The organism is Holdemania filiformis DSM 12042 (genome assembly GCF_000157995.1).
Classification (GTDB): Bacteria; Bacillota_I; Bacilli_A; order Erysipelotrichales; family Erysipelotrichaceae; genus Holdemania; species Holdemania filiformis.
This window is the reverse complement of record NZ_GG657561.1, coordinates 448518-469854: the sequence shown is the minus strand read 5'-3', so window position 1 is coordinate 469854 and position 21337 is coordinate 448518. Positions and strand designations below refer to the sequence as shown.

At 50.2% G+C, this 21337-nt stretch carries 18 protein-coding genes and 2 tRNA genes; 4 read left to right on the top strand and 16 right to left on the bottom strand.

All coding sequences use genetic code 11. The annotated features are described in order from the left end of the window. Positions 1 to 76: 76 nt before the first annotated feature. A tRNA-Gln gene (locus HOLDEFILI_RS14885) sits at positions 77 to 151 on the top strand. 184 nt (positions 152 to 335) lie between these two features. Next, complete coding sequence (locus HOLDEFILI_RS14880; RefSeq protein ID WP_006060649.1) at positions 336 to 716, top strand: YkvA family protein; 381 nt, start codon at positions 336 to 338, stop codon at positions 714 to 716. 91 nt (positions 717 to 807) lie between these two features. Here the strand turns inward: HOLDEFILI_RS14880 and HOLDEFILI_RS14875 are convergent. Continuing rightward, positions 808 to 882 (bottom strand) — tRNA-Gln (locus tag HOLDEFILI_RS14875). A 492-nt stretch (positions 883 to 1374) separates the two neighbouring features. Here HOLDEFILI_RS14875 and gltX point away from each other — a divergent pair. After that, the gene (gene gltX, locus HOLDEFILI_RS14870) at positions 1375 to 2835 is read left to right on the top strand and encodes a glutamate--tRNA ligase (protein WP_006060647.1); all 1461 of its coding nucleotides are present in this window, start codon (positions 1375 to 1377) and stop codon (positions 2833 to 2835) included. A 66-nt stretch (positions 2836 to 2901) separates the two neighbouring features. Continuing rightward, positions 2902 to 4188: an adenylosuccinate synthase gene (locus tag HOLDEFILI_RS14865; RefSeq protein ID WP_006060646.1), complete on the top strand. Its 1287-nt coding sequence runs from the start codon at positions 2902 to 2904 to the stop codon at positions 4186 to 4188. A gap of 137 nt (positions 4189 to 4325) precedes the next feature. Here HOLDEFILI_RS14865 and HOLDEFILI_RS14860 read toward each other — a convergent pair whose 3' ends face one another. The 15 genes from HOLDEFILI_RS14860 to HOLDEFILI_RS20315 all read right to left on the bottom strand — a co-directional run bounded on the left by HOLDEFILI_RS14860 (position 4326) and on the right by HOLDEFILI_RS20315 (position 20753). Next, entirely contained in the window at positions 4326 to 5204 is an 879-nt protein-coding gene (locus HOLDEFILI_RS14860) for a helix-turn-helix domain-containing protein (protein WP_039865107.1), read from the bottom strand. A gap of 112 nt (positions 5205 to 5316) precedes the next feature. Further along, on the bottom strand, positions 5317 to 5961 hold the full coding sequence (locus HOLDEFILI_RS14855) for a hypothetical protein (protein WP_006060643.1): 645 nt from the start codon (positions 5959 to 5961) through the stop codon (positions 5317 to 5319). A gap of 15 nt (positions 5962 to 5976) precedes the next feature. Continuing rightward, positions 5977 to 6660 (bottom strand): hypothetical protein, encoded by a 684-nt coding sequence (locus tag HOLDEFILI_RS14850; RefSeq protein WP_006060642.1) that lies wholly within the window; start codon positions 6658 to 6660, stop codon positions 5977 to 5979. Between the two features lie 142 nt (positions 6661 to 6802). Next, entirely contained in the window at positions 6803 to 7696 is an 894-nt protein-coding gene (locus tag HOLDEFILI_RS14845) for an SPL family radical SAM protein (protein ID WP_039865106.1), read from the bottom strand. A 139-nt stretch (positions 7697 to 7835) separates the two neighbouring features. Then, positions 7836 to 8753, bottom strand: a complete 918-nt coding sequence (locus tag HOLDEFILI_RS14840; protein ID WP_006060639.1) for a helix-turn-helix transcriptional regulator — start codon at positions 8751 to 8753, stop codon at positions 7836 to 7838. A gap of 111 nt (positions 8754 to 8864) precedes the next feature. Beyond that, entirely contained in the window at positions 8865 to 9737 is an 873-nt protein-coding gene (locus tag HOLDEFILI_RS14835) for a hypothetical protein (RefSeq protein WP_006060638.1), read from the bottom strand. After that, positions 9734 to 11167 carry a glycosyltransferase family 2 protein gene (locus tag HOLDEFILI_RS14830; RefSeq protein WP_006060637.1) on the bottom strand — a complete coding sequence of 478 codons (1434 nt, stop codon included), beginning with the start codon at positions 11165 to 11167 and terminating at the stop codon, positions 9734 to 9736. Before HOLDEFILI_RS14830 ends, HOLDEFILI_RS14835 begins: the two co-directional genes overlap by 4 nt. Continuing rightward, entirely contained in the window at positions 11151 to 12275 is a 1125-nt protein-coding gene (locus HOLDEFILI_RS14825; RefSeq protein WP_006060636.1) for a HEAT repeat domain-containing protein, read from the bottom strand. Before HOLDEFILI_RS14825 ends, HOLDEFILI_RS14830 begins: the two co-directional genes overlap by 17 nt. Positions 12276 to 12287: 12 nt before the next feature. Next, on the bottom strand, positions 12288 to 14423 hold the full coding sequence (locus tag HOLDEFILI_RS14820; protein WP_006060635.1) for a hypothetical protein: 2136 nt from the start codon (positions 14421 to 14423) through the stop codon (positions 12288 to 12290). A 14-nt stretch (positions 14424 to 14437) separates the two neighbouring features. Then, positions 14438 to 15928 (bottom strand): CotH kinase family protein, encoded by a 1491-nt coding sequence (locus tag HOLDEFILI_RS14815; RefSeq protein ID WP_006060634.1) that lies wholly within the window; start codon positions 15926 to 15928, stop codon positions 14438 to 14440. A 15-nt stretch (positions 15929 to 15943) separates the two neighbouring features. After that, positions 15944 to 16621, bottom strand: coding sequence for a DUF4956 domain-containing protein (locus HOLDEFILI_RS14810; protein WP_006060633.1), 678 nt, complete (start codon positions 16619 to 16621; stop codon positions 15944 to 15946). Between the two features lie 24 nt (positions 16622 to 16645). Beyond that, entirely contained in the window at positions 16646 to 17341 is a 696-nt protein-coding gene (locus HOLDEFILI_RS14805; protein WP_039865105.1) for a polyphosphate polymerase domain-containing protein, read from the bottom strand. Between the two features lie 264 nt (positions 17342 to 17605). Then, on the bottom strand, positions 17606 to 18688 hold the full coding sequence (locus HOLDEFILI_RS14800) for a glycosyltransferase family 2 protein (RefSeq protein WP_039865103.1): 1083 nt from the start codon (positions 18686 to 18688) through the stop codon (positions 17606 to 17608). 103 nt (positions 18689 to 18791) lie between these two features. Beyond that, positions 18792 to 19133, bottom strand: a complete 342-nt coding sequence (locus HOLDEFILI_RS20320; RefSeq protein WP_244264337.1) for a hypothetical protein — start codon at positions 19131 to 19133, stop codon at positions 18792 to 18794. A 1095-nt stretch (positions 19134 to 20228) separates the two neighbouring features. Beyond that, on the bottom strand, positions 20229 to 20753 hold the full coding sequence (locus HOLDEFILI_RS20315) for a BclA C-terminal domain-containing protein (RefSeq protein WP_050766998.1): 525 nt from the start codon (positions 20751 to 20753) through the stop codon (positions 20229 to 20231). Positions 20754 to 21337 lie beyond the last annotated feature (584 nt).

The window sequence follows — 21337 nt, the reverse complement described above, 5'->3', positions numbered from 1 at the left end:
AAACTTTCCAGAAAAAGAAAAATTTTCAGGGTTGACTTTCTTTGAAAAAAGGGTAGAATATAAAGCACCAAGTCATTGGGATGTAGCCAAGCGGTAAGGCTGTGGACTCTGAATCCACCATGCAAAGGTTCGAATCCTTTCATCCCAGCCATAAGAAATAGAAACCATCCGGCCGGATGGTTTTTTTGTCGTTGACCCAAGAAAGGATTGACCCGCTGTTCCGCTTTTCTCTATAATAAGAATAAACGATGAGCCTGATCGAATAGAAGCTATCCTGTCTTTCTTATTACTTCAGGAATTTAAAAACAATCAGAATACTCTGGGAGAATGAACCGATGAATAAAGAAGAACGCCAACGCCGCATGAAAGATCGAATCCGTTCCTGTAAATCTGCCCTTCCCGCACTGGCTCAAGCACTCAAAGATCCGGATACGCCGAAGCGGGCGCGGTGGCTTTGCGCTCTGGCCGTCGGCTACGCTTTGTCTCCCCTGGATCTGATTCCCGATTTTATTCCTGTTTTGGGGGCGTTGGACGATCTGCTTCTGCTGCCGCTGCTCATCACGCTGGCAGTCAAATGTATCCCTGCCGACGTCTGGCAGAAATGTCAGGCGCAGGCCCAGGCTCTGCCGCCCAAAGACGGGCGCTATGCTTTAGGCGTCGTGTTGTTTTGGCTTATTCTTTTATTATTAATTCTGAAAGGGACAGGTTTGTTTTAGCCAAGCGGTTCACATTGCGCAGACTTTCATCCCCAGCCCCGCTCGTTTTCCATAAAAAAACTCATCTTTTACAGATGAGGAGTTTATTTTATGGCTGGGATGAAAGGATTCGAACCTTTGCATGGTGGATTCAGAGTCCACAGCCTTACCGCTTGGCTACATCCCAATTTGGCTTGCTCTTATATTTTACGCTTTTCCATCAAAAAGTCAACCAGAAATTTCAAATTTTCTGGTAAGTCCGCCCCCTGACGGATTCGCTCCGCTGACTCCCCAGGCTTGTACGCCGCGGATGCAAGATATTTTAATTTGTTCAGTTTCTGACAGAATCAAGACGCAAAGCCAGGTTTTCCTTCCGTTTAGCCTCGGCGTTTACAGCTTGCCCCTGAATCGATTTATTTCCCAAATTTCAAAGATGAAAACAAAAAAGACTGTTTTTCTGAATCGGTCACTCCCTTCTTTTAAGCTTCGAATACGTTTGTAAGATCGGTAACAGGAGCCGTTTTTCGTTTTCTTTCTTCCCAGATTCTCATCCCTGCCGGCATTGTAGAATTTTAGTTCAAAAACAAGGCTAAAAAACGCTGTTTTCCGGAAAGATAAAATTGCACTTAAGGTTAACTTAAGGTACAATAAGAAAGGTTTTAGAAAAGGAAGCGTGAAAATGGAAAAAGTTAGAACTAGATTTGCACCCAGCCCAACCGGCTACATGCACATCGGAAATCTTCGCACAGCCCTTTACGAATATCTGGTCGCAAAAAAGGATGACGGAACCTTCATCCTGCGGATTGAAGACACCGACCAGGAACGTTTGGTCGAAGGTGCTGTCGATCTGATTTACACGACATTGAAGGAATGTGGTCTGGACCATGACGAAGGACCGGACGTCGGCGGCGATTATGGCTCGTATGTCCAGTCGGAACGTATGGCTTCCGGCATTTATAAAGAATATGCGGAAAAGCTGATTGAACTGGGCGGCGCGCATTACTGCTTCTGTAGTGAAGACGATATTCACCATCAGAAGGAAGAAGCCGAAGCCAAAGGCGTCTCCTTCAAATACAACGATCCGTGCCACAACATGACGCTGGAAGAAGCGCGGCAGCGAATTGCCAATGGCGAAAAATACGTCGTCCGGCAGAATATCCCATTGACCGGCACCACTTCGTTTGACGATGAAGTGTACGGTCATATTGAAGTTGAAAACAGCATTCTGGATGAAAGCATCCTGTTAAAGTCCGACGGATTCCCGACGTACAACTTCGCCAATATCATTGACGATCACATGATGAACATCACGCACGTCGTGCGCGGCAACGAATATCTGTCGTCGACACCGAAGTACAACCTGGTCTATCAGGCGTTCGGCTGGAACATCCCGAAGTACATTCACCTGCCGCCGGTCATGAAGGACGAGCATCACAAATTAAGCAAGCGCAACGGCGATGCGTCGTTTCAGGATCTGGTGGCGAAAGGCTATCTGCCGGCCGCGATCCTCAACTACATCGCGCTGTTAGGCTGGTCGCCGGAAACCGAACAGGAAATCTATTCGCTGGACGAATTGAAAAAAGCGTTCTCCGTCGAGCGTATCAGCAAATCGCCGGCGATCTTCGATATTGAAAAACTGACGTGGATGAACGGCATGTATATCCGCAATCTGACGCTGGAGCAGTTCCATCAGCTGGCGCTGCCGCATCTGCAGAACGCCGTCAAGGGCGACTTTGACCTCGTTGACATCAGCAAGATCCTGCAGCCGCGGGTGTCCACGCTCAATGAGATTGACGAAATGGTCGATTTCTTCGACGCTCTGCCGGAATATGACATCGCGATGTACACGCACAAAAAGATGAAGACCAATGCTGAAATCGCCCTTGCCTCTTTAAAGCAGGCCCGCGAAGTGCTAGCGGCGCTGCCGCAGTGGAGCGAAGAAGCGATCCATGATTCCTTGATGAATCTGATTCAGGAATTAGGCATTAAGAATGGTCAGATGCTGTGGCCGGTCCGCACGGCTGTCAGCGGCAAGCAGTTCACCCCGGGCGGCGCGATTGAAATCGCCCACATCCTGGGTCAGGCGGAAACGCTGCGCCGGATCGATACCGGCATTGCCAAACTGAGCGAACAGGCATAACCCGCGTTCGTCTTCCCTGCCGCATCAAAACCAAATCCCATAGTAAAGAAAGGTTGGAATACAATTATGGCTGGATATGTCGTCGTCGGATCCCAATGGGGTGATGAAGGAAAAGGAAAAATCGTTGACGTTTTGGGAGAAAAAATGGACATGGTCGTCCGCTTCCAGGGCGGCAACAATGCCGGACACACCGTGGTGGTCGAAGGCGAGAAAACGGTTCTGCACTTACTGCCCTCCGGCGTTCTGCATCAGGACGCGCTGTGCGTCATCGGCCCGGGCGTCGTTGTCGATCCGTTTGTTCTGCTCAAAGAGATCGATGAACTGGAGTCCCGCGGCGTCAACACGGAACACGTCAAGATCAGCGGCCGCGCGCATCTGATCATGCCGTATCACGTCAAACTGGACGAGCTGCAGGAAACGCGGCTGGCCGGCAACAAAATCGGCACGACGAAGCGCGGCATCGGTCCTTGCTACGCGGACAAATACACCCGCATCGGCTTACGCGCCTGCGATCTCGTTGATTTCGATAACTTCAAATCCAAGCTGGCCACGACCCTTTCGATCAAGAACGAACAGATCGTCAAGCTGTATGAGGAAGAACCGTTTGATTACGACGCGCTTGTTGAACAGTTCAAGGAAATCCGCGAACGCCTGCTTCCGCGCATCATCGACGCAGTCACCACAGTCAACGACGCTTTGGATCAGAACCAGAACGTTCTGTTTGAAGGTGCTCAGGCGAACATGCTGGATATCAATTACGGCACCTACCCGTATGTCACTTCCTCCAGCCCGACGGCTGCGGGAGTCTGCGAAGGCGCCGGCGTCAGTCCGTTCAAGCTGGATCATGTCATCGGCGTTGTCAAGGCCTACTCGACCCGCGTCGGCGAAGGTCCGTTTGTCACCGAGCTGCTCGATGAAGTCGGCGAGGAACTGCGTCAGGCCGGCAATGAATACGGTGCGACGACCGGCCGGCCGCGCCGCTGCGGCTGGCTCGATCTGTGCGTTGTCAAACAGGCTGCCCGGATCAACGGATTAACCGATCTCGTCGTCACGAAAATTGACGTCCTGTCCCAGTTTAAAACGCTGCCGGTCTGCGTCGGTTATGAAATCGACGGAAAAGTCACAACTTCCATCCCGGCATCCCTGGAAGAATACGCAAAAGCCAAGCCGGTCTACCGCATGATGGAAGGCTGGGAAGAAGATATCACCGGTATCCGCCAGTTTGAAGAACTGCCGGAGAACTGCCGCAAATATCTTGCGCTGATCGAAGAGATCACCGGCACCCGGATTTCGCTGGTTTCCGTCGGTCCGGATCGTGAGAACAACATCGTCATTCACGATTTGACAAAATAACAAAATCTTAGAAAAAGCTCAGTCCGCATTCAGCAGGCTGAGCCTTTTTTCTGTTCCTTGACATCCGCTTGTTCATGAATGTCCTTTGTTTTTCGTTGACTGGCCTACCCTCACTTCTCTCCGGCAACGTCTGGCGGTTAAAGAATCGGAATCCCGATCTGGATATCGCTGAGTCCTTGTTCGTCAACAGATTCGCCATATCGGATAAGATCATACCGCGCATTTTCATTCAGCTGACATGAAGCTGAGGGAAACCATTGATTATAGATCAGTTCGATGACCGGCTCCAGAGAGTCCTGGCATCGGCCTTGATATTCAAACACCACGTAGCGGCTGGCCGGCAGCGTTAGCCGCCGCATGCCCTTGGGGACAGACTGAGCTTGATCATCCAGAAGTTCCACCTGAGCCCCTGCCCAACAGGTAAACATCGGCCCCTTCTGCGAATTTGAGAACTCAGTATAATCATGAACGCCGATCAGGAAATCCGGATCGCTGCGTCCGGGAATTGAAGATTTATTTTGATGCAGTTTCCGCCAGGTCCGACCGATCGCCCCAAACCCATGCCGGAGTTCGGCACAATAACCGACAAGCGTTATCGTGCCCTCGTCTCGAATTTGAATTTTAAAATTACGCAGCGCATCCGGCTGACTATTCTGCAATTCCAAGCGGGGCTGCAGCGGCAAGTACAGCTTTCTGCGCCGGTATCTTTTGGGGCTGCAGTGATAAACCGCCTGAAACTGGCGGGAAAATGAACGCTGCGTCTGATAACCCGAATCCAAAGCAATCCTCAGGATCGGATCGGCAGTAAACACAAGCCGCCGCGCCGCTTCACTCATTCGCCGGCGCTGAATATAACGATGCACCGGCACGCCGGTCAATGCGGTAAACAGCCGGTGCCAGTGATACTTGGAATAGCCGACGGCAGCGGTCACCGCATTGAGATCCAAGGTTTCATCCTGCAGATGCTCCTCAATGTAATCAACAGCCCGGCTAATTTGTTCTCGATTGTCATTCATGCTTTCGCCTCCTGGTTCAAGCATACCTGAATCCGATTTCAGTTTTATCACCATTCTTGCGGCATTGGGAAATTGTCACAATTTTCCTGAATTCACCTCGAAGTTCTGTGCTTCATCCCCGGCTTTCTTCTCCCTCCTCTTCACGGCTTAAACACTCAGAAGACATCGGAATATGACGCTTGAGGAAAGCTTCCAGAATCAGCGCCACGATCAGCAGCAAACCCCAGTCGAGCAGCGGCAGCGAAGGAAATTCAAAATTCAGATTGATTGACGAGAAGGCCAGCGCGTCAATTTCTGTGATCGGAAAGAACTGGATCACCGCCGCCTGAATCAACGGTTCGATCAGTCTCATAGCGCAGAAGCCGGCCAACAGCTGATTCCCCTGACAGCATTTTTTAACGAGAACCGGCGATCTGTCTCCGCTGACTGCCATCCGCAGCAGCTGCCGGTAACAAAACCCGAAACCCAATAACAGAGCCATTTCCAAGACGCCCATCAAGCCGATCACAACCAAATTTACCACGAACAGCCGGGAATGATTTAACCCAAACTGGCGCATCGTAAGCAACAGGCCGGCGATCATAACGACGTTAACGATCATCACCGCAGCCATTCCCCAGCTCAACAGCCGCGCTAAGAGAAGCATTCGTCCGCGGTTATCTTTACGCCGGTAAATCAAAGCCAGCACAATGGCCAGGCCTGCCAATAAAGCCTGCATTCCCAAACCAGCCCGAAACCAAACTATTGCTTTTTGCATCCTTGATTTCCTCCCTTATTCTTTCCACAAATCCAGCCGCAGCAGGTAAGCATCATTTTCAAACGACCGCGGCGTCAGCTCCGCAAACCCCAGCTTCAGCTGGATCGCAGGTTTTTCTAGGATCATCCGGATCAGGAAATGATATTCGTCATCCGCCGGAGCCTCCATTTCCACAATGTAATAACCAAACAGGGTCTTCCGGCTCCAATAATGCGTCAAGGGCAGCTGCACACGTTGGCAGCTGCTCCACATGCTTGTCGTGTCCAGCTGAGAATTGCCTGGATAAGTAGTATTCAGAGGATCCAGCGAATAGACTGCAGCGTTTTTAGCCTGATAAAAATGTTTCTGTTCCACCAGCTGCATCGCAAAGCCCGAACAGGGCGTTCTTTGTGCGCGATCCTCATCAAACAGATACAGCCTGCGGCTGACAGCGGCCGCCGTGTCCTGCTGCACATAGTTAAAGAAAAGCGTCAGTTTCCCCTGCGGATTTTTAAACAGCCGGGCAATCGCAAAATGATCTTCCGTGCGATCAGAACCGCTGGTCAGATAGTGGAGCTGATGTTCTTTAACGTACTGATTTTGTTCTTCCGTCAAATTCATCGGATTAACTGAAACTGTTTCAAATTTTGTGACGTTCTGACTGACGCTGCATGTCAGCAGAACGCCCAGGATTATCAGCAGTACAATCCCGCGTTTCATAGTCCCATCCCCTTTTTCACCTTGGTTTCCCCTGCGCTGCGGTCAAACCGCGTTGATTTGCTTAATTCTATTATAGAAGAAGCGGCGCTGAATAACCAGCGTCGCTTGTAAAACGTCATGAATTTGTAAATGATTCAGCTTGCTAAAAAAGAGAAATCTGCTGCGGCCCGCGGCTGAAGCGATAAGCCTCAATAATCGCTTTCATCTGGGTTAACAGGCCCAACTGCCGGCATTCCGTTTCAATCATCGCCTTCAGCTCAAACGGCTTGCGGCAGGCGCAGCTGTACCGGTTGCCATACCGGCGGATATATTTCTCTTTTAATCCCGGAAACTGTTCATCCAGGCATTGATAATAATACTCCCGCTGACGATCGCGCATCGTCATGCCATAGCTGCAGTAAACAAACTGCGCGCCGGCCTCTTTTGCGCGGATTAAAATCTGATGAAGGTTCTCCCGGTCATCCGTAATTCCCGGCAAGACCGGCATTAACAACACCCCGGTAAACAATCCCGCCTTCGAAAGCTTTGCCATCGCTTCAAAACGCTGGGTGCTCGACGGGGCATGGGGTTCAATTTTCCTTGCCAGCGCATCGTCCGCCGCCGTGATCGTAAATTTGCACAGCACCGGCGAATGCTGATGGATCCGGCATAACAGATCGATATCTCTGACCGCGAGAATTCCCTTGGTCGCGAAACCGACGCCGAAGCCATATCGATCCAGCAGAGCTAACGACCCGCGCGTCACCTCGAGCTGTTTTTCAAAGGGATTGTACGGATCGGTCATCGCGCCGTTCATGACGACACCGGTGCGCCGCTTACTTTTTAATTCTTTTTCCAGCAGTGCCAGCACGTCTTTTTTAACCATCACTGTATCAAACTGATCATTGCCGTAGCATTCGCTGCGTGAATCGCAGTAAATACATCCATGACAGCACCCGCGGTACAAGTTCATATTATAATCGCCGCCAAACCACCACTGGCCGTTCTTCATCGGCGCTAACAGCGTCTTGGCGCTGATTTCCGGCACTATACTCATCCTGTGATCCCTGCTTTCTCTTGTGTTCTCTGCTTTATCCTGCTTGATGAAACCCACTTTTGAATCTCGTTGGATTTCAATAAATCTTCTTTTAGTTTACCAGGGAATACCTGACAACAGGATGTCAGGTATTCTGTTTTTATTCTATTTCCGCTTTTTTGTTATACTGTTCTGCCAAAGCAAGGATACACTGCCGCATTTTCTCCCGCACGCCTTCCGGCGCCAGCACCTCCGTGCAGTCGGCCATGGACAACAGATAACTCAGCAGCCATTCGCTGTCCGGGCAGGTAAACCGCGCCGTCGTCATTTCCGGCGTAGATTTCAGCTCGATCTGTTGGAAATCATCCATCAGCCGCGCAATCCCCTGCGGCTGGACCTTCATGGTAATCGTCACGCTCTTCTCACTGTCCGGCAGCGGTGTCAGAATGGTATCCGGCAGCGGACGCGGCTCAAAACTTTCGTCAAGTTCTACGACTTCGCGCATCCGCACAATTTTGAAAAACCGTTCTTCCTCCCGCAATGTGCACCAGCCATAACAGTACCAGGCCTGAGCCTTAAACACCAGCCGTAATGGTTCAACAATTCGATGCGTCGCCTCCCGGTTCAGTCCGTAATAATCAAATTGAATGCATCTGCGATTACAAATCGCATGGCGCAGAAGACTAAATAAATCCGGTTGATCCGCAGTCTTAGACCATAACGAAAAATCCGCTTCAATCCAGGACTGACGCGGCTGGCCCAGCAGCGCGGAAACTTTTTGCAGCACCTGCGTTTCTTCCTGAACACCGGTGGACCGCAAGCCCTCCAGCAGCGCCGTCAGTTCCTGCTTCTCGGCTTCCGAAAAAACAGTTTTGTTTAAGACAAACGTATCCCACAGCTCGATCCCGCCGTCTTTTCCCCGCCGCGCGTAAATCGGAATTCCCGCCTGAGAGAGAAAATCAAGATCGCGATAAATCGTCCGCACGGACACCTCAAAGCGGTCTGCCAGCTCCTGAGCCGTAATTTTTTTCCGTTCTAAAAGCAGGTAGACAATTTCAAAGCATCGATTCATCTGCATTCCGGGATCCTCGCTTTCCTAAAAGTCCAAAGTCTCTACCTAGATTATACCAGAACCAAACTTGTCCGCATATCTAAAAAAGCAATGCCGAATTTGGCATTGCAACTTGAATTACTGACGCTCTAAAAAAGCCTGAACCTCTTCAAGGTAATGATAACCTGGATAAATCTGATCCTGCGGGAATTGTTCCTGAAGTCTGGTCCAGGATTGGCGAAGCTCATCCAGCGACGCATCGTGATAAGTGTTGCCGGATTCCAGACCATGTTTGCCCGGAGCGATGAATTCATAAATGTGAATTAATGTTTTGTGATAGCGTTGGGCATATTCCGCTTCTTTAGCCAACTGGCCGGCTTCATCATGACGGTTATAGTTCATGATCGCAGCCTGGTCGCAAGCTTGTCCGATCAACTGTTCAAGCGGTGCAGCGTAATCTTTATCATACCAATACGGAAGACAGATCACAACTTCCAAACCCAATTTCTGCGCATACTTATAATAAGCTGTCATCTGTTCAGCATATTGGCGCAATAACATCAGCCGATCTTCCGTGTCCCATTGCGGAAGAAGATAGGGCTCAATATCAAGCACCACGCCGCGCAGCCGCTGGGCTGCAGAACTCGCTTGATTGTAATCATATACTAAGTTCAGCTGCGTCAACACCTCCTCCGCCTGTTCTTCAAGCGCCCAGGCGGAATTGCCCATCAGCGCATAACAATCGATTCCCCGGCTGTGCAGCCGACTGATAAACTGACGGATTTCGGATTTCTCCTCCAGCATATCCAGCGGAAATTCCTGAAACAGCTGCGTCAGCGGAAGCTGCTCGTCGATCGTCAGTACAGCTTCGATCCCTTCCTCACTCACAGCCGTCTTGTTCCAGGAGAATAAGCTGCCCGCCATCGGATGACGCCGTGAGGTTTGCAGACCGGCCGCGGCTAAAATCACCGCCAGACTGGCTGCCAGCACAACTCCGGTTTTCCGTTTCATTCTTCTCCACCGCCTTCTTTTACACCAACTGCCGGGTTATTGGCCGTCCGGGTAATCGCTTCCCAGTGATTCTTCCGTTTGCGGTAACTCAACAGCGATAACATCCGCACCGCCGCCAAATACAACCGCAGGAAGATAATTTCAAACAGACACAACCCGACAGCCTTCACCACATCACTGAACGAGATCGTTAAATTCTGCGTATGAATTCGGCTGAAAAACGCGACCAAGGTTAAAACACCGCTGAAGCAGGCATAAACAAGATAGAAATAAACGACGAAAGGATAATTGATCAGATTGGTAACCCAGGCCAGAACAATCGTTAACACACCGAACAACTCAATATATGGAGAAAGCAGCTCATAAAGCAGATAGTAGAAATAAGAAATCAAACTGACAAAACCATATTTGAAGTTTAAAAACAAACGGCGGTATTTCGTCAAGCTCTGGAACAGACCGATATGCCAACGGCGGCGCTGCTTCGTTAAATCAAGCAGAGTCGAAGGGGCCTGGCTCCAACAGATCGCATCAGGTGCATAACGAATTGCATACGGAATATCATGAGCCCGGCAAAACACATGCAGCTTGGTTACCAGCTCCATATCCTCTCCCATCGTGCTCCGGTCATACCCGCCGACCGTAATGACCAGATCTTTTTTAAATAAACCGAAGGCCCCGGAAATGATCAGATTCCCGTTGTATTGATCCATTAGAATCCGGGAAGCCAAAAACGAGCGGTCATACTCGAGAATTTGCATGCATACTAACGGATTGAACGGCAAATGGTAATGCTTTACCTTCCCATTCTCCAGCGTCACACCGTTGGAAATGCGCACCAGTCCGCCGACCGCGATTACCTCATCGCTTTCCAGCAGCGGCCGCACCGCGTATTCCAGCGAATCCCGCTGAAGCAGGGAATCCGCGTCCATACAGACAAAATACGGGAAACGGGAAGCGTTAATCCCCATGTTCAGCGCATCAGCCTTACCGCCGTTTTCCTTGATGATCAGGGTTACGCGAATCCCATGAATCTCGCGTTCATAAACTGCTTTCTGCTTCTGACAAGGCACCTGAAGACGGATCGGCCGCTGCGTTTCGATCAAATTGAAGGCCTTGATCAAACGCTGGCTTGTCTTGTCAGTCGACCCATCGTCGACCACTAAAACCTCATATAATTTATAATCCAGCTGAAGCAGCGAGCGCACCGTATCAACTACGGTGACTTCCTCATTGTGCGCCGGGACGATGACCGATACCGGCACATAGTAATCATGCTTCAGCTCATTTTTCATTTTTTCAAGATAGCGGTTGCGGTAGAGTACGCTGGCTCCGACAACCACAGAAATAAACAGGAAAGTACTGTAGCCGATCAGATAAAACACGAAGAAGAATTCGACATTTGCAAGAAAATCCTTAATCAGATCCATCATCCGGCAATCCCTCCCCTCCTGCATTTTCTTTCAGCTTATATTCAAGAATTTCCCGCGCATATCGGTCCGGGCCGTTCAGAATATCCTGCAGCTGCGCTAACGGAACATGCAGATTCAACAGCGCCTGAGCACTGTTATACCGGACATGCCAGAAACGCGAGTGCAGTGCCTGTTTTAAATGCGAAATCGTCTGCGAACCAGGATAGCTGTCCAGCGCTGAGGCCGCCAGGGCCGCATATTCCCAGCTCCGGCTTTCATCCTGAAGCAGCTTCAAGAGCAATGGATACGCCTCGCGATCCGGCCAGCGGCGCAAATAGCGCAGCACCGCAAAATGAATTTCTGAATCCTGCCGCGGATCGTTCAGACGAGCTAACAAAGGCTGGGCAAACTGCGGACCGACCATTCGAAAATAATTAATCAGTGCGCATTGATAGGCCGGTGTCAATTCGTCCATCCGCAGCCACAGCTGCTCAGCAAGGGCATTCTGATCCCCTGGGAAACGCAGCAGATCATCGCTGATCAGCTTCTGGCTGTGTTGAATTTCATTGCGGGAAAGCAAAAGCACAGCTTCTGTCACTGACTGCGGATTCCCTGAAGCCACCAACGCCTGAAATGCATTCTCCCGGCAGTACACTGAATTATGCAGCAGAATCTGCAAAACCAACCGCGTCAGCTCATCTTCAAAATCCGCGTTAAGCAATCGGAACTGACCGATCACATACACCATGTAAGCTTGGGTTACCAAATCTTTGCGGGCCAATCGGAAAGCCACTTTGACAAAGCAGTCGCGGTATTGTTTTAAATAAACGTAAAGCGTGTCTGGCTGCCGGACTTGCAGTTCAGCAGCAGCTTGTTGAAAAGCGATCAGTTCGACAAGATAACGGAATCGCTTGTTTAAAAACCGGCGGTGTTGTTCATCCTTGGCTTGGGAACAATCCCGGCGAGCCAACTGCTGCTCAATCAGCGTCAGCCATTGCCTGCGGCGTTTTTCAATGAACCGCTCCCGCACATGATTTTTGCCGATCGCAAACAAATTGAAAATCAACATGCTGAAACAGATGACCATGTAAACAAAGACCAGCGCTTCCGCCCGAATATGAATTCTCATGGTACCCGCTCCTTACTTCGGCGCCCAGACCTGCTGCATCCGCCAATAAGCTTCCTTTAATCGTTCATGATAACTCACGTTGCGTCCCCATCCCTTTAACGGGATTTCGCTCATCGCGACTTCACCCTGATATTTTATTGTCGCACCAACCTGGATTGAGGAAATCGACAGGTTTTCAATGCCGTATTTTTCATAATAGTCGTCATGGATCTGCATTTCGCTCGGATTGGAAAAATTCAACAGTTCCCAGGGCAATCGCAGTTCCACCGCATGTTCCGCAAAGCAATAATCCGTTAGGGAGTTAAAATCGGAAGCCGCCGGATTTCCGTTGCCGCGCTTTAAAATTCCCGTCGGGTCGGTTGCCGGCATTTCCCAAACTTTGCTTAACCCCAAATTGTAAGCCGAAACTTCCTGCAGGAAAAGCCGGATCGGCTTAAAAACCGGACTGTCTTTGGCTGGCGGATCCAAATAGGGATCTCCCCCATAGACTAATGATCCATAGACGGCATTGAGTACTTCATAACGTTCCTGAACCTGAATTTCGGCCTGATCTCCCCGCAGCGTCAGATAGAAATCTATCGGCTGATCAAAATTCAAAGCTGTGCCCAGGACGCGATGACTTCCCGATTGAGGCGTGATATCCAGCCCCAACGATAACCGATCCGTGACCGGATTGTAATCCGTGCCTTCGATCATCAGATATAAGTATTTTTCATCATACTGCGCATAAATCCGCAGCTCCTCTGTTTGTGAAACAGGATCCATCCCCTGCCATTCTTCCAGATCGCCGTCTGGGTAACTGACGCTGCGCTTTTTCCCCGGATCAAACGCCAACAGGCCGAAAAATTGCTCATTCGTCTGAACATCGCTCCAGAACGGTGTTTTTGTCAGATCAACATGCGCCATTGTGTTCCAGGTCCGCTTAAACCATTCATCCTGCCAGCTGAATACAATTGAGCCGGCACAGCCGGAGGCCATGATATCTTCATAACATGAAACCAAAGCGTCGGCCTGTTCCGTTTCATTCAGTCCCCCTTGGCTGCGTCCCCGGCTTTCCTTTTTTGCCTGTCCGCGCGAGCTGGGAACACCGAACTCCGCAATGATCACCGGCATTGAATGATAGTCCGCCAATTGTTTTAAATAGGCATAATAAGAGTTCTGTTCACTACGTTGATCCGTCATCTCCATTCCGTCACCGATTTCATAACGGTTCATTACACCTAAATAATCAGGATAATAAGGATAAACGTGATAGGAAGCGAATTGTCCGACCTGAAAAGCAGACTGGACCGCGATGTGTTCCACGTCGACCGAGGTAAATTTCTCAAACATTTTCTTCATCAGATCCGGATAATCAAACGGATCCGTTGTCGGCCAGTTAGAAAACGCGATCATTTTCTGACAGTGAAACTGCTGGTCCTCATACCTGGCCAGCGTATCCCCGACCTGCGCCAACATTGCCTCAAACGCATTTGCTTCCGGTTTTGTACTGAAATACTCCCCATGGTAAGCCGCAGACGGATATCGTTGATTTGTGAACGCTACCGTTGAAGGCTCCCACTCCACCCCAAGGATATAACCGATCACCCAGGGCGAAACATCATGATTGTAAGAGCCGGAACCCGTGCCATAACCCAATGAAAACATCTGTTTGCCATGCAGGATATTGATCAAAGTCCGCGCATCCTCTAAAAATGTGCCTAAGAAAGCATCGTCATAAGCATCCCGGTGCGAAAATTGCACATAATCATTAACCCAAAGTCCGTGAATCAGGTACAGCGGTTCTTCCCTTCCCTGATTGTATTCATAAAACGCATTATAAAAGTCGGAACCCAGAATCGTGTAAACGCGGATTGTATTGGCGCCCATCTGCTGAATCAAATCAAACCACCGCAGATAGGTTACCTTATCAATCTTGTAATCCGTTGCAAAATAACCAGGAATTCCCACGCCCAGGTCAACGCCGCGAATCTCGAACGGCACATAGCCTTCCGGTTTCTTGATTAATATCTGCCGACCCTCTGTCTTCGCTATGATTTCAGCAGGCTGGTCTGACGATCTCCAGTTCAGCCCATAACGATAATCGTACCACTGAAACGCCAGAAACAGGCAAAGCAGGACGCTGACGGTAATAATAAATTTTTTCATCGGGCAGCCTCCTTTTAATGGTTATATTTTTTATTAACAGATTCATGCGCGACATGGCGCAGACTGTCAATATGTTCATCCATCCACGTTCCTCTTGCGCTCAAATACGCTTTCATCGCATTAACTGCTTCTTCGTAAGTGCGAGGGTTGCGCGACAGCGGCTGCAGGTAATTTCGGTCGATTTCATTCAAAACCGTCCCCGCCTGATCGCCGGTCTGCCAGCTTTTATCCGTCTCCAACTCATGCGGACGCTCAAACGTATAGCCCCAGACTTCAAAGTTCCGCTCTATTGCCGGTCCCAGATAAGTTTGAGTTTCGTCAATCATCGCCAATAACGCCGTTTCGCTTAACACTGACTGACGCAGCAGCTTGTAGCGCTGAATTACCCGTTCAATAAAGTATTCATCTTTACATAACATGAAAAACCACGGCTTATCCGGCATGAAAAAGCCCTCCACCGGCAATTCAATTTCCTGATAATTATCCAGCATATTATTAAAATCCCAGACACAGATTCCTACCTTACCGCCCAGACTGCGATATAAATATGTCGAATAGCTGCCGGCGTCAACATTCCGGAAAAATTCGTTAATAATGAAATAATCGACGAACGAATCTACATCCAGAAGCTGTCGGTAACCAAAATCGCGGGAATCATAATCAAAGGAATACAGGGCTTTTTCAACCTCGCCTAGATCCCGCTCAATAAAAGCTCTTAATGGTTCGGTTAATTTCTCAGTACCAGGATATTTCACATCCATTGCCTGCGTGACATCAAGAATATACGTATAATCAGTAAAGGTGTTGATCTGCTCAGGATCGTCATGCTTGCGGTCCAGCCGAACAATATATCCGGTTTTCTGCAGTTTCTCATTGATTTCTGTGACATTGATCCGCTCTTCCGACCGACTGATTTGTTCCATTAATAAGTAAACACCCTGATATTGATCGTCGACGAACAGCTCGCAGTATCGAACGTTGGGCGCATAGTCCATAATCTGTCCGGCAACATTCATTGCGATATAATTGCGCATCAGCGTCTTGTCCAGAAACGGGCCATTCAGTACCCATTCCTCGTCAGCCGCCATACCGAGAAGCGACTGTTTCTTCTTTTCACCCTCATCGTTCAGCGTAACAAGCGAATATGACTTTTTATCGAAATGAAGACTGGAATTGCCGCGGTAACGAATCGCTGCCGGTGTCGTGAATGCCGGTTCATCGCTTAAGCGGTTGCCCTGACTTCCATCCCAGACAGTCAGCTCTGCTAAAATGCGGTCATGACTGTGATCTTCACCCGGAATCGCCTGTGTTCCCGTATTCAATTTTAATATAGGTAAATGCGTACAAAATTCCGCGGATCCATTGATTTCACAAACCTGCGGGGAAACCGCCGTCTGGCGATGCTGCACAACCCGGGCTTTTCTCTGCGGCGACACCGTCTGCGCCGTCAACGCCAAGGCGATGATCAAAAAACACAAGCCGAACAGGAATAATTTCCGCTTCATTGCGGTCACCTCCGACTAACTGCTGATATCGTCATCCTGAGCGACGACGTTCACATATTCGATGTGCTCAACCTGATACAAGGCATCCGTTACACTGACCTCTTTTTTCAGCGACTGCCGATAACTGCTTCGCGGCAGTTCATAAATCAATTCTAAGGTATCCGGCGTCGTGTTTTTTACCCGCAGAATTGCTTTTTGATTGAAATAGTTGAAAACTACGCCTTCGATTTGACGTTCGGTTGACCGCGCACCGCGGATGATCAAAAGCATCCGGTTATCATTTTTAATGCGGCCCAATACTAACAACACAATGAAAACGATGGCGCTGCCAATCGCACTGGTCACATAATCGCCTACGCCGCAGCCTAAGCCTGCAACGATCGTCCAGAAAATATATACTGTATCCCGGCTGTCCTTAATCGCTGTCCTAAAACGCACGATCGACAATGCGCCAACCATGCCCAGCGACAACGCAATGTTATTTCCAATGATCGCCATGACCGTTGCTGTCAGAATTGTCAGCGTCACTAACGAAACATTGAATTTCTTACTGTAAATCGTTCCCGTGTGCGACAGCCAGTAAGACAGATAAATCACCAAGCCGATCAGCGCGCTCATTGCGATATGCAAAAACAATGAAAACAAACTAATTTGATCCACTTGTGAAATCAAGTCATATAAAAACTGATTCATAAAACTCTCCCCTTTTCTCTTACGTTAAAAAACGACGGAATGGCTGATCCGCCGGGCCAGCGTATACTTGCTGACAGACAATTCGCTATGGTCGCAAACCTGGATCACCCGCTGAATATAAGAAGGCAGAAAGTGATTGAATTTCACTTCCAGCACTGCCTGGGCCATTGGAAATACCGGCACCAGACTCAGTTTCGGATCAAACAGATGAAAACAGCCTTCGGTTGCCCGGATCTGATGATCAAACGTGATCCGAATATTGTTCTCCGAACCGATCAGTGCGAACCGCTGATATTCGACGATCGTCTTGGGCTGGTATAGCTGAACCCGGATCATTCCATAACATTCTGCGGCAAAGGGATCGGAGCATTCCAGCAATACCTCCGGATATCCCTGAATCAAAGCTTCCGCCTGCCTTCGCGTCAGCTTCACCGAACGTTTCCGCTGGTAAGCCCCTTCCTTCTGTTTGACTTCCAGCAAGGCGAAATCATCCTGTGGATTATAAACCCGCAGCCGCAGTTTTCGCCGACGTTCCACGCCATCCTCTTTTTCCTGAAAATCGCGGTCGTTGAGCGTATCGAAATACAATGAACGGACACGATAACCATTGGATTCATTATGCGGATCGGATTTGATCAGTACACTGAACTGATGCTGCAGCTGAATCCGCTGACTTTGCGTGATGAGATATTTTTTCTCCTGCCGAACAACTTCCGCCATCGTTGTCTCCTCCTGCTTTTCCCTGCGTTCAATAACAGCCAAACTTTATTATAGTCATCTTATTCTCAAATTTCCACTTTCTTTTTGTAGCCTAATCTACAAATTAAGTAACTTTCTTCTCGGATCTATAGTTTATCTATCCGACTGTACCGGTTTATTCCTGGCTCTTTTCAATTCAGGAGATCCACCGCAATATCATAAACAGTAAGAAAAACCTCTGCTCGCTAAGGAACTGAGGTCTATTGCATGTCAATTCACAATGATTTAAACTTTCCCGCTTTCCCGTTTTTGTTTCAAATAAGCGCGGTTATGCAGATAGGAAGCGTCATTCGGTTTCAAGGCGCCCGCCTTTTCATTCGCCTGCCACGCTTCGTCCCATTTCTGCATCTGATCGTAGCAGCAACACAGCCAGATCCATGGAATATAGCCGTAGCAATCCAGATTGACAAATCCGCCCCGGTCGAGCGGTAAGGGCAGCGTCGTCGCCAGCTGATACCAGAAAACAGCGCATTCCCAATTCTTTTCAATATAGAAATATCGTCCCAGTCCGCAACAGATTTCCCCACGCGGCGGCGCATAACGAAACGCCTGGATCAAACTTGAAAATTCTTTTTGTCTTTGTTTCAATGCATGCCAGCAGCGAGCCATACTTAAACAGGCATCAATTTTATTTTCCGACCAGCCAGCGGGATCCATCAGAAATAACTCATATTCGGATAAGGCTTCCTCATACCGTTGATGATCCGCCAATTCCCGGGCGTAATAATACCGCTGCCGGGTATCCATCGTTCCCGCCTGCTTCAGTTTTTCCAAAATCCGCAGATTGCGCTGTGGATCCGCGCAATGCAGCTTATGATGTTCAATGGCGATGTCGCTGACATACCGGCGGGGCACGAAAGGAATTGTTTCATGAACCGCTCCCTTCCAGCGCAAATGTGCTTTCCTGCGGATCAGCCGCTCCCGGGGGAAGCTGAAGGTTGGCCGGCCTTCTTTGTCAAAACCCGTTCGATATTGCATAATGACCATATCGCAGCGATCATCCAGGGTTTGTTTCAGCGCGATCAATTTATCAAGTTGATCCGCAGGCAGGATATCATCCGCATCCAGCCAGAGAATAAAATCCTGGGTCGCCTGATCAAAGGCATAGTTCCGCGCCGCCGCAAAATCGTCAATCCAGGGGAATTCATAAATTTTGGCATGGTGACGTTCCGCGATGGCGCGAGTCTGATCCACCGATCCCGTATCCACGATCACCAGCTCATCCACGGCTTTTTCAACACTGCTGAGGCAGCGGTCTAAGACGTCTTCTTCATTTTTGACGATCATACATAAACTGATCGTAATCATAACCAACCTCCTTTTTTAAACCTCACTCATCTTATTTTATGCCATCGTTGCGCAAAGCGTTCGACAGAAAAAGCTGCGCATAAAACCGGCAGCTTTTTCTGTGTCAGCTTTGACTTCTGCGCAGCTTGACAATCGTCATCGTCAGCGTACATTCCCTCACCGTGCCAGCTGTGTTAAACGTCAGCGTAAACGGTGTTGCGGACGGGACCTCAATGATCATAGATACTGCGCCAAAAGCACTGGAGCGTTCCACCGCTGTCATAAAATAGATACCGAATTCGATATGCGCAGCTCCGTTGTAAAACGGCGTTACCTGAATAAAGGTCGGTGTCATTGTAAGTGCCGATACTTCGTAATCAATTTTATAGAAGCCCGGCGCCAGCGTTACCCGTGTCGGTTCACTCAACGTAATATTACCCGTCGGATCCACCATCGACTGGCCCATCGGTATCAACGCCGCATTGTCAAACACGGCACCGAAGTTAATGAAGGAAGCAAAGATGTCGTCCGGAACCGGCCCTTCCGGACCGGTTGGTCCCGTAGAACCAGGGCTTCCCGTTATTCCGGTTGCACCCGTAGGTCCGGGAGTTCCTTGCGGTCCAACTGCCCCGGTGGCCCCGGTTATACCTGGAAGCCCCTGTGGCCCTGCGGGGCCTGTGGGACCTTGAATCCCTGCGGGCCTGTGGGACCTGTGGCACCCGTTTGCCCCAGTTATACCTGGAAGGCCCTGTGGACCTGTGGAGCCCGGATTCCCAACGGGTCCTATTGGGCCCGTGACGCCTGTTGCTCCTGTAGCTCCGGTGATACCCGGAAGGCCCTGCGGTCCAGTTGGTCCAGGAAGACCGCGTTCTCCCTGAATCCCCTGCGGGCCTGTTGGCCCTTGAAGTCCTTGCGGTCCCGGAATTCCAGACACTCCGGCTGGTCCGGTCGGCCCGGTCACACCAGGAATCCCCTGTAATCCTTGCGGACCCATGGGGCCCTGAATTCCGATGGGACCGGTCGCCCCCGTCGGTCCCGGATATCCCTGGGGCCCTAACGGACCTTGTTCACCCCGTTCTCCCTGCGGACCCGCAACCCCTTGCGGGCCTGGAACGCCTTCGATCCCCTGTGGACCAGCAGGGCCGCGTTCCCCAGCAACACCGGGAACACCTTGAGGTCCACGTTCTCCCTGCGGCCCCCTCGGTCCTGCCGGGCCTGTTGGTCCTGGACAACCACGCGGTCCGCGGGGACCACTGCATCCGCAGCAGGAACATTCACACGAATCATTTTGATTATCCCAATCCAGAGAGGAAGCATAATCTCTGTTTTTCATTGATTTCACCTTCTTCTAATTCATCTCAGCTTATGCCGCTAGACGCTATTTCTCATTGTTGTCCGCCCAATCAGAAACAAACTTGTGGAAATGAGAACTAAATCAACAGCCGGCTACAGAATTAGCTGAAAGCCGGCTGTTTTTAAAACGCCTGAAATCGAATTAATTTTCCCGTTTCATTCAACAAGCAGAAATTTATTAACTTAAGAAAGGATTTCGGAGGTTTGCCTATTCGGCGTCAGCAAATTCCAGATCCAGTTTTTTTACCGTCAACGTTGCCGCTACACCGATACCCAACGTCAAATTCAACGCGTAATTCGCGAAGACGACCAATTCCAGAACATCGCCCGGTGACAAATATTCAATAACGCTTCCGGAATAGATTGATTCCACGCCGACCGCCAGCAAATGAGTTACCTCAGTGCTGTCGATAGCTATTCCGTTTCTTCTCACTTCCAGCGAAACTTCAGTGCCTAATGAGGAAGAACCATTGAACATATAGTTGATCTCATAAACGCCCGGATGCTCGATCGTTAAGCTATCTGGTGTGCCGGTTCCGACCCCGTTAGACGGCATTAACAATGGAAGCGGAATGATTGTTGGCGTATTGGGATTTAAATACAAGGTCTGTTCCGTTTTATTATAACGTCCGCCGTAATAAAGCAGTCCTCCGCCTCCGCCAGCACCTGTTGCACCTGTTGCGCCGGTCGGACCCATTTCGCCATCTGCACCGGTTGGACCCGTTGGGCCCATTTCACCGTCAGCTCCCGTAGGACCTGTCGGGCCTGGTTCACCGGCTAAACCAGGTGCACCGTCTGCACCGTCAGCACCTGCCGGACCGGTGGCACCCGTCGCACCTGTAGCTCCGGTAGCGCCCGTCGCACCTGTAGCCCCTGTAGCACCTGTTGGACCCGTTGGACCAATCGGACCGGTTGGACCTGTCGGGCCTGTCGGACCTGTAGCGCCTCCTGCCCCTGGATCACCTGGAATACCCGTGGCTCCTGTTGGGCCCGTTGGACCGGCTGGACCAGTTGCCCCCGTTGCACCTGTAGCGCCTGCCGTGCCTTCTGTGCCGGCTGGACCCTGCGGACCTTGCGGACCTTGAATACCGGTAGCTCCTGTAGGTCCCGTGATCCCTTGAATACCAGCGGGACCTGTTGCTCCAGTGACTCCGGTCGCGCCCGTCGCTCCAGTTGCCCCTGTGACACCCGGAATTCCCTGCGGGCCCTGCGGACCGGTGATGCCTGCGAACCCCTGAGGACCTTGCGGGCCGGTGGCTCCGGTAGGGCCGGTGCTTCCTGTCGCTCCCGTTACCCCAGCTGGACCTTGAGGGCCTT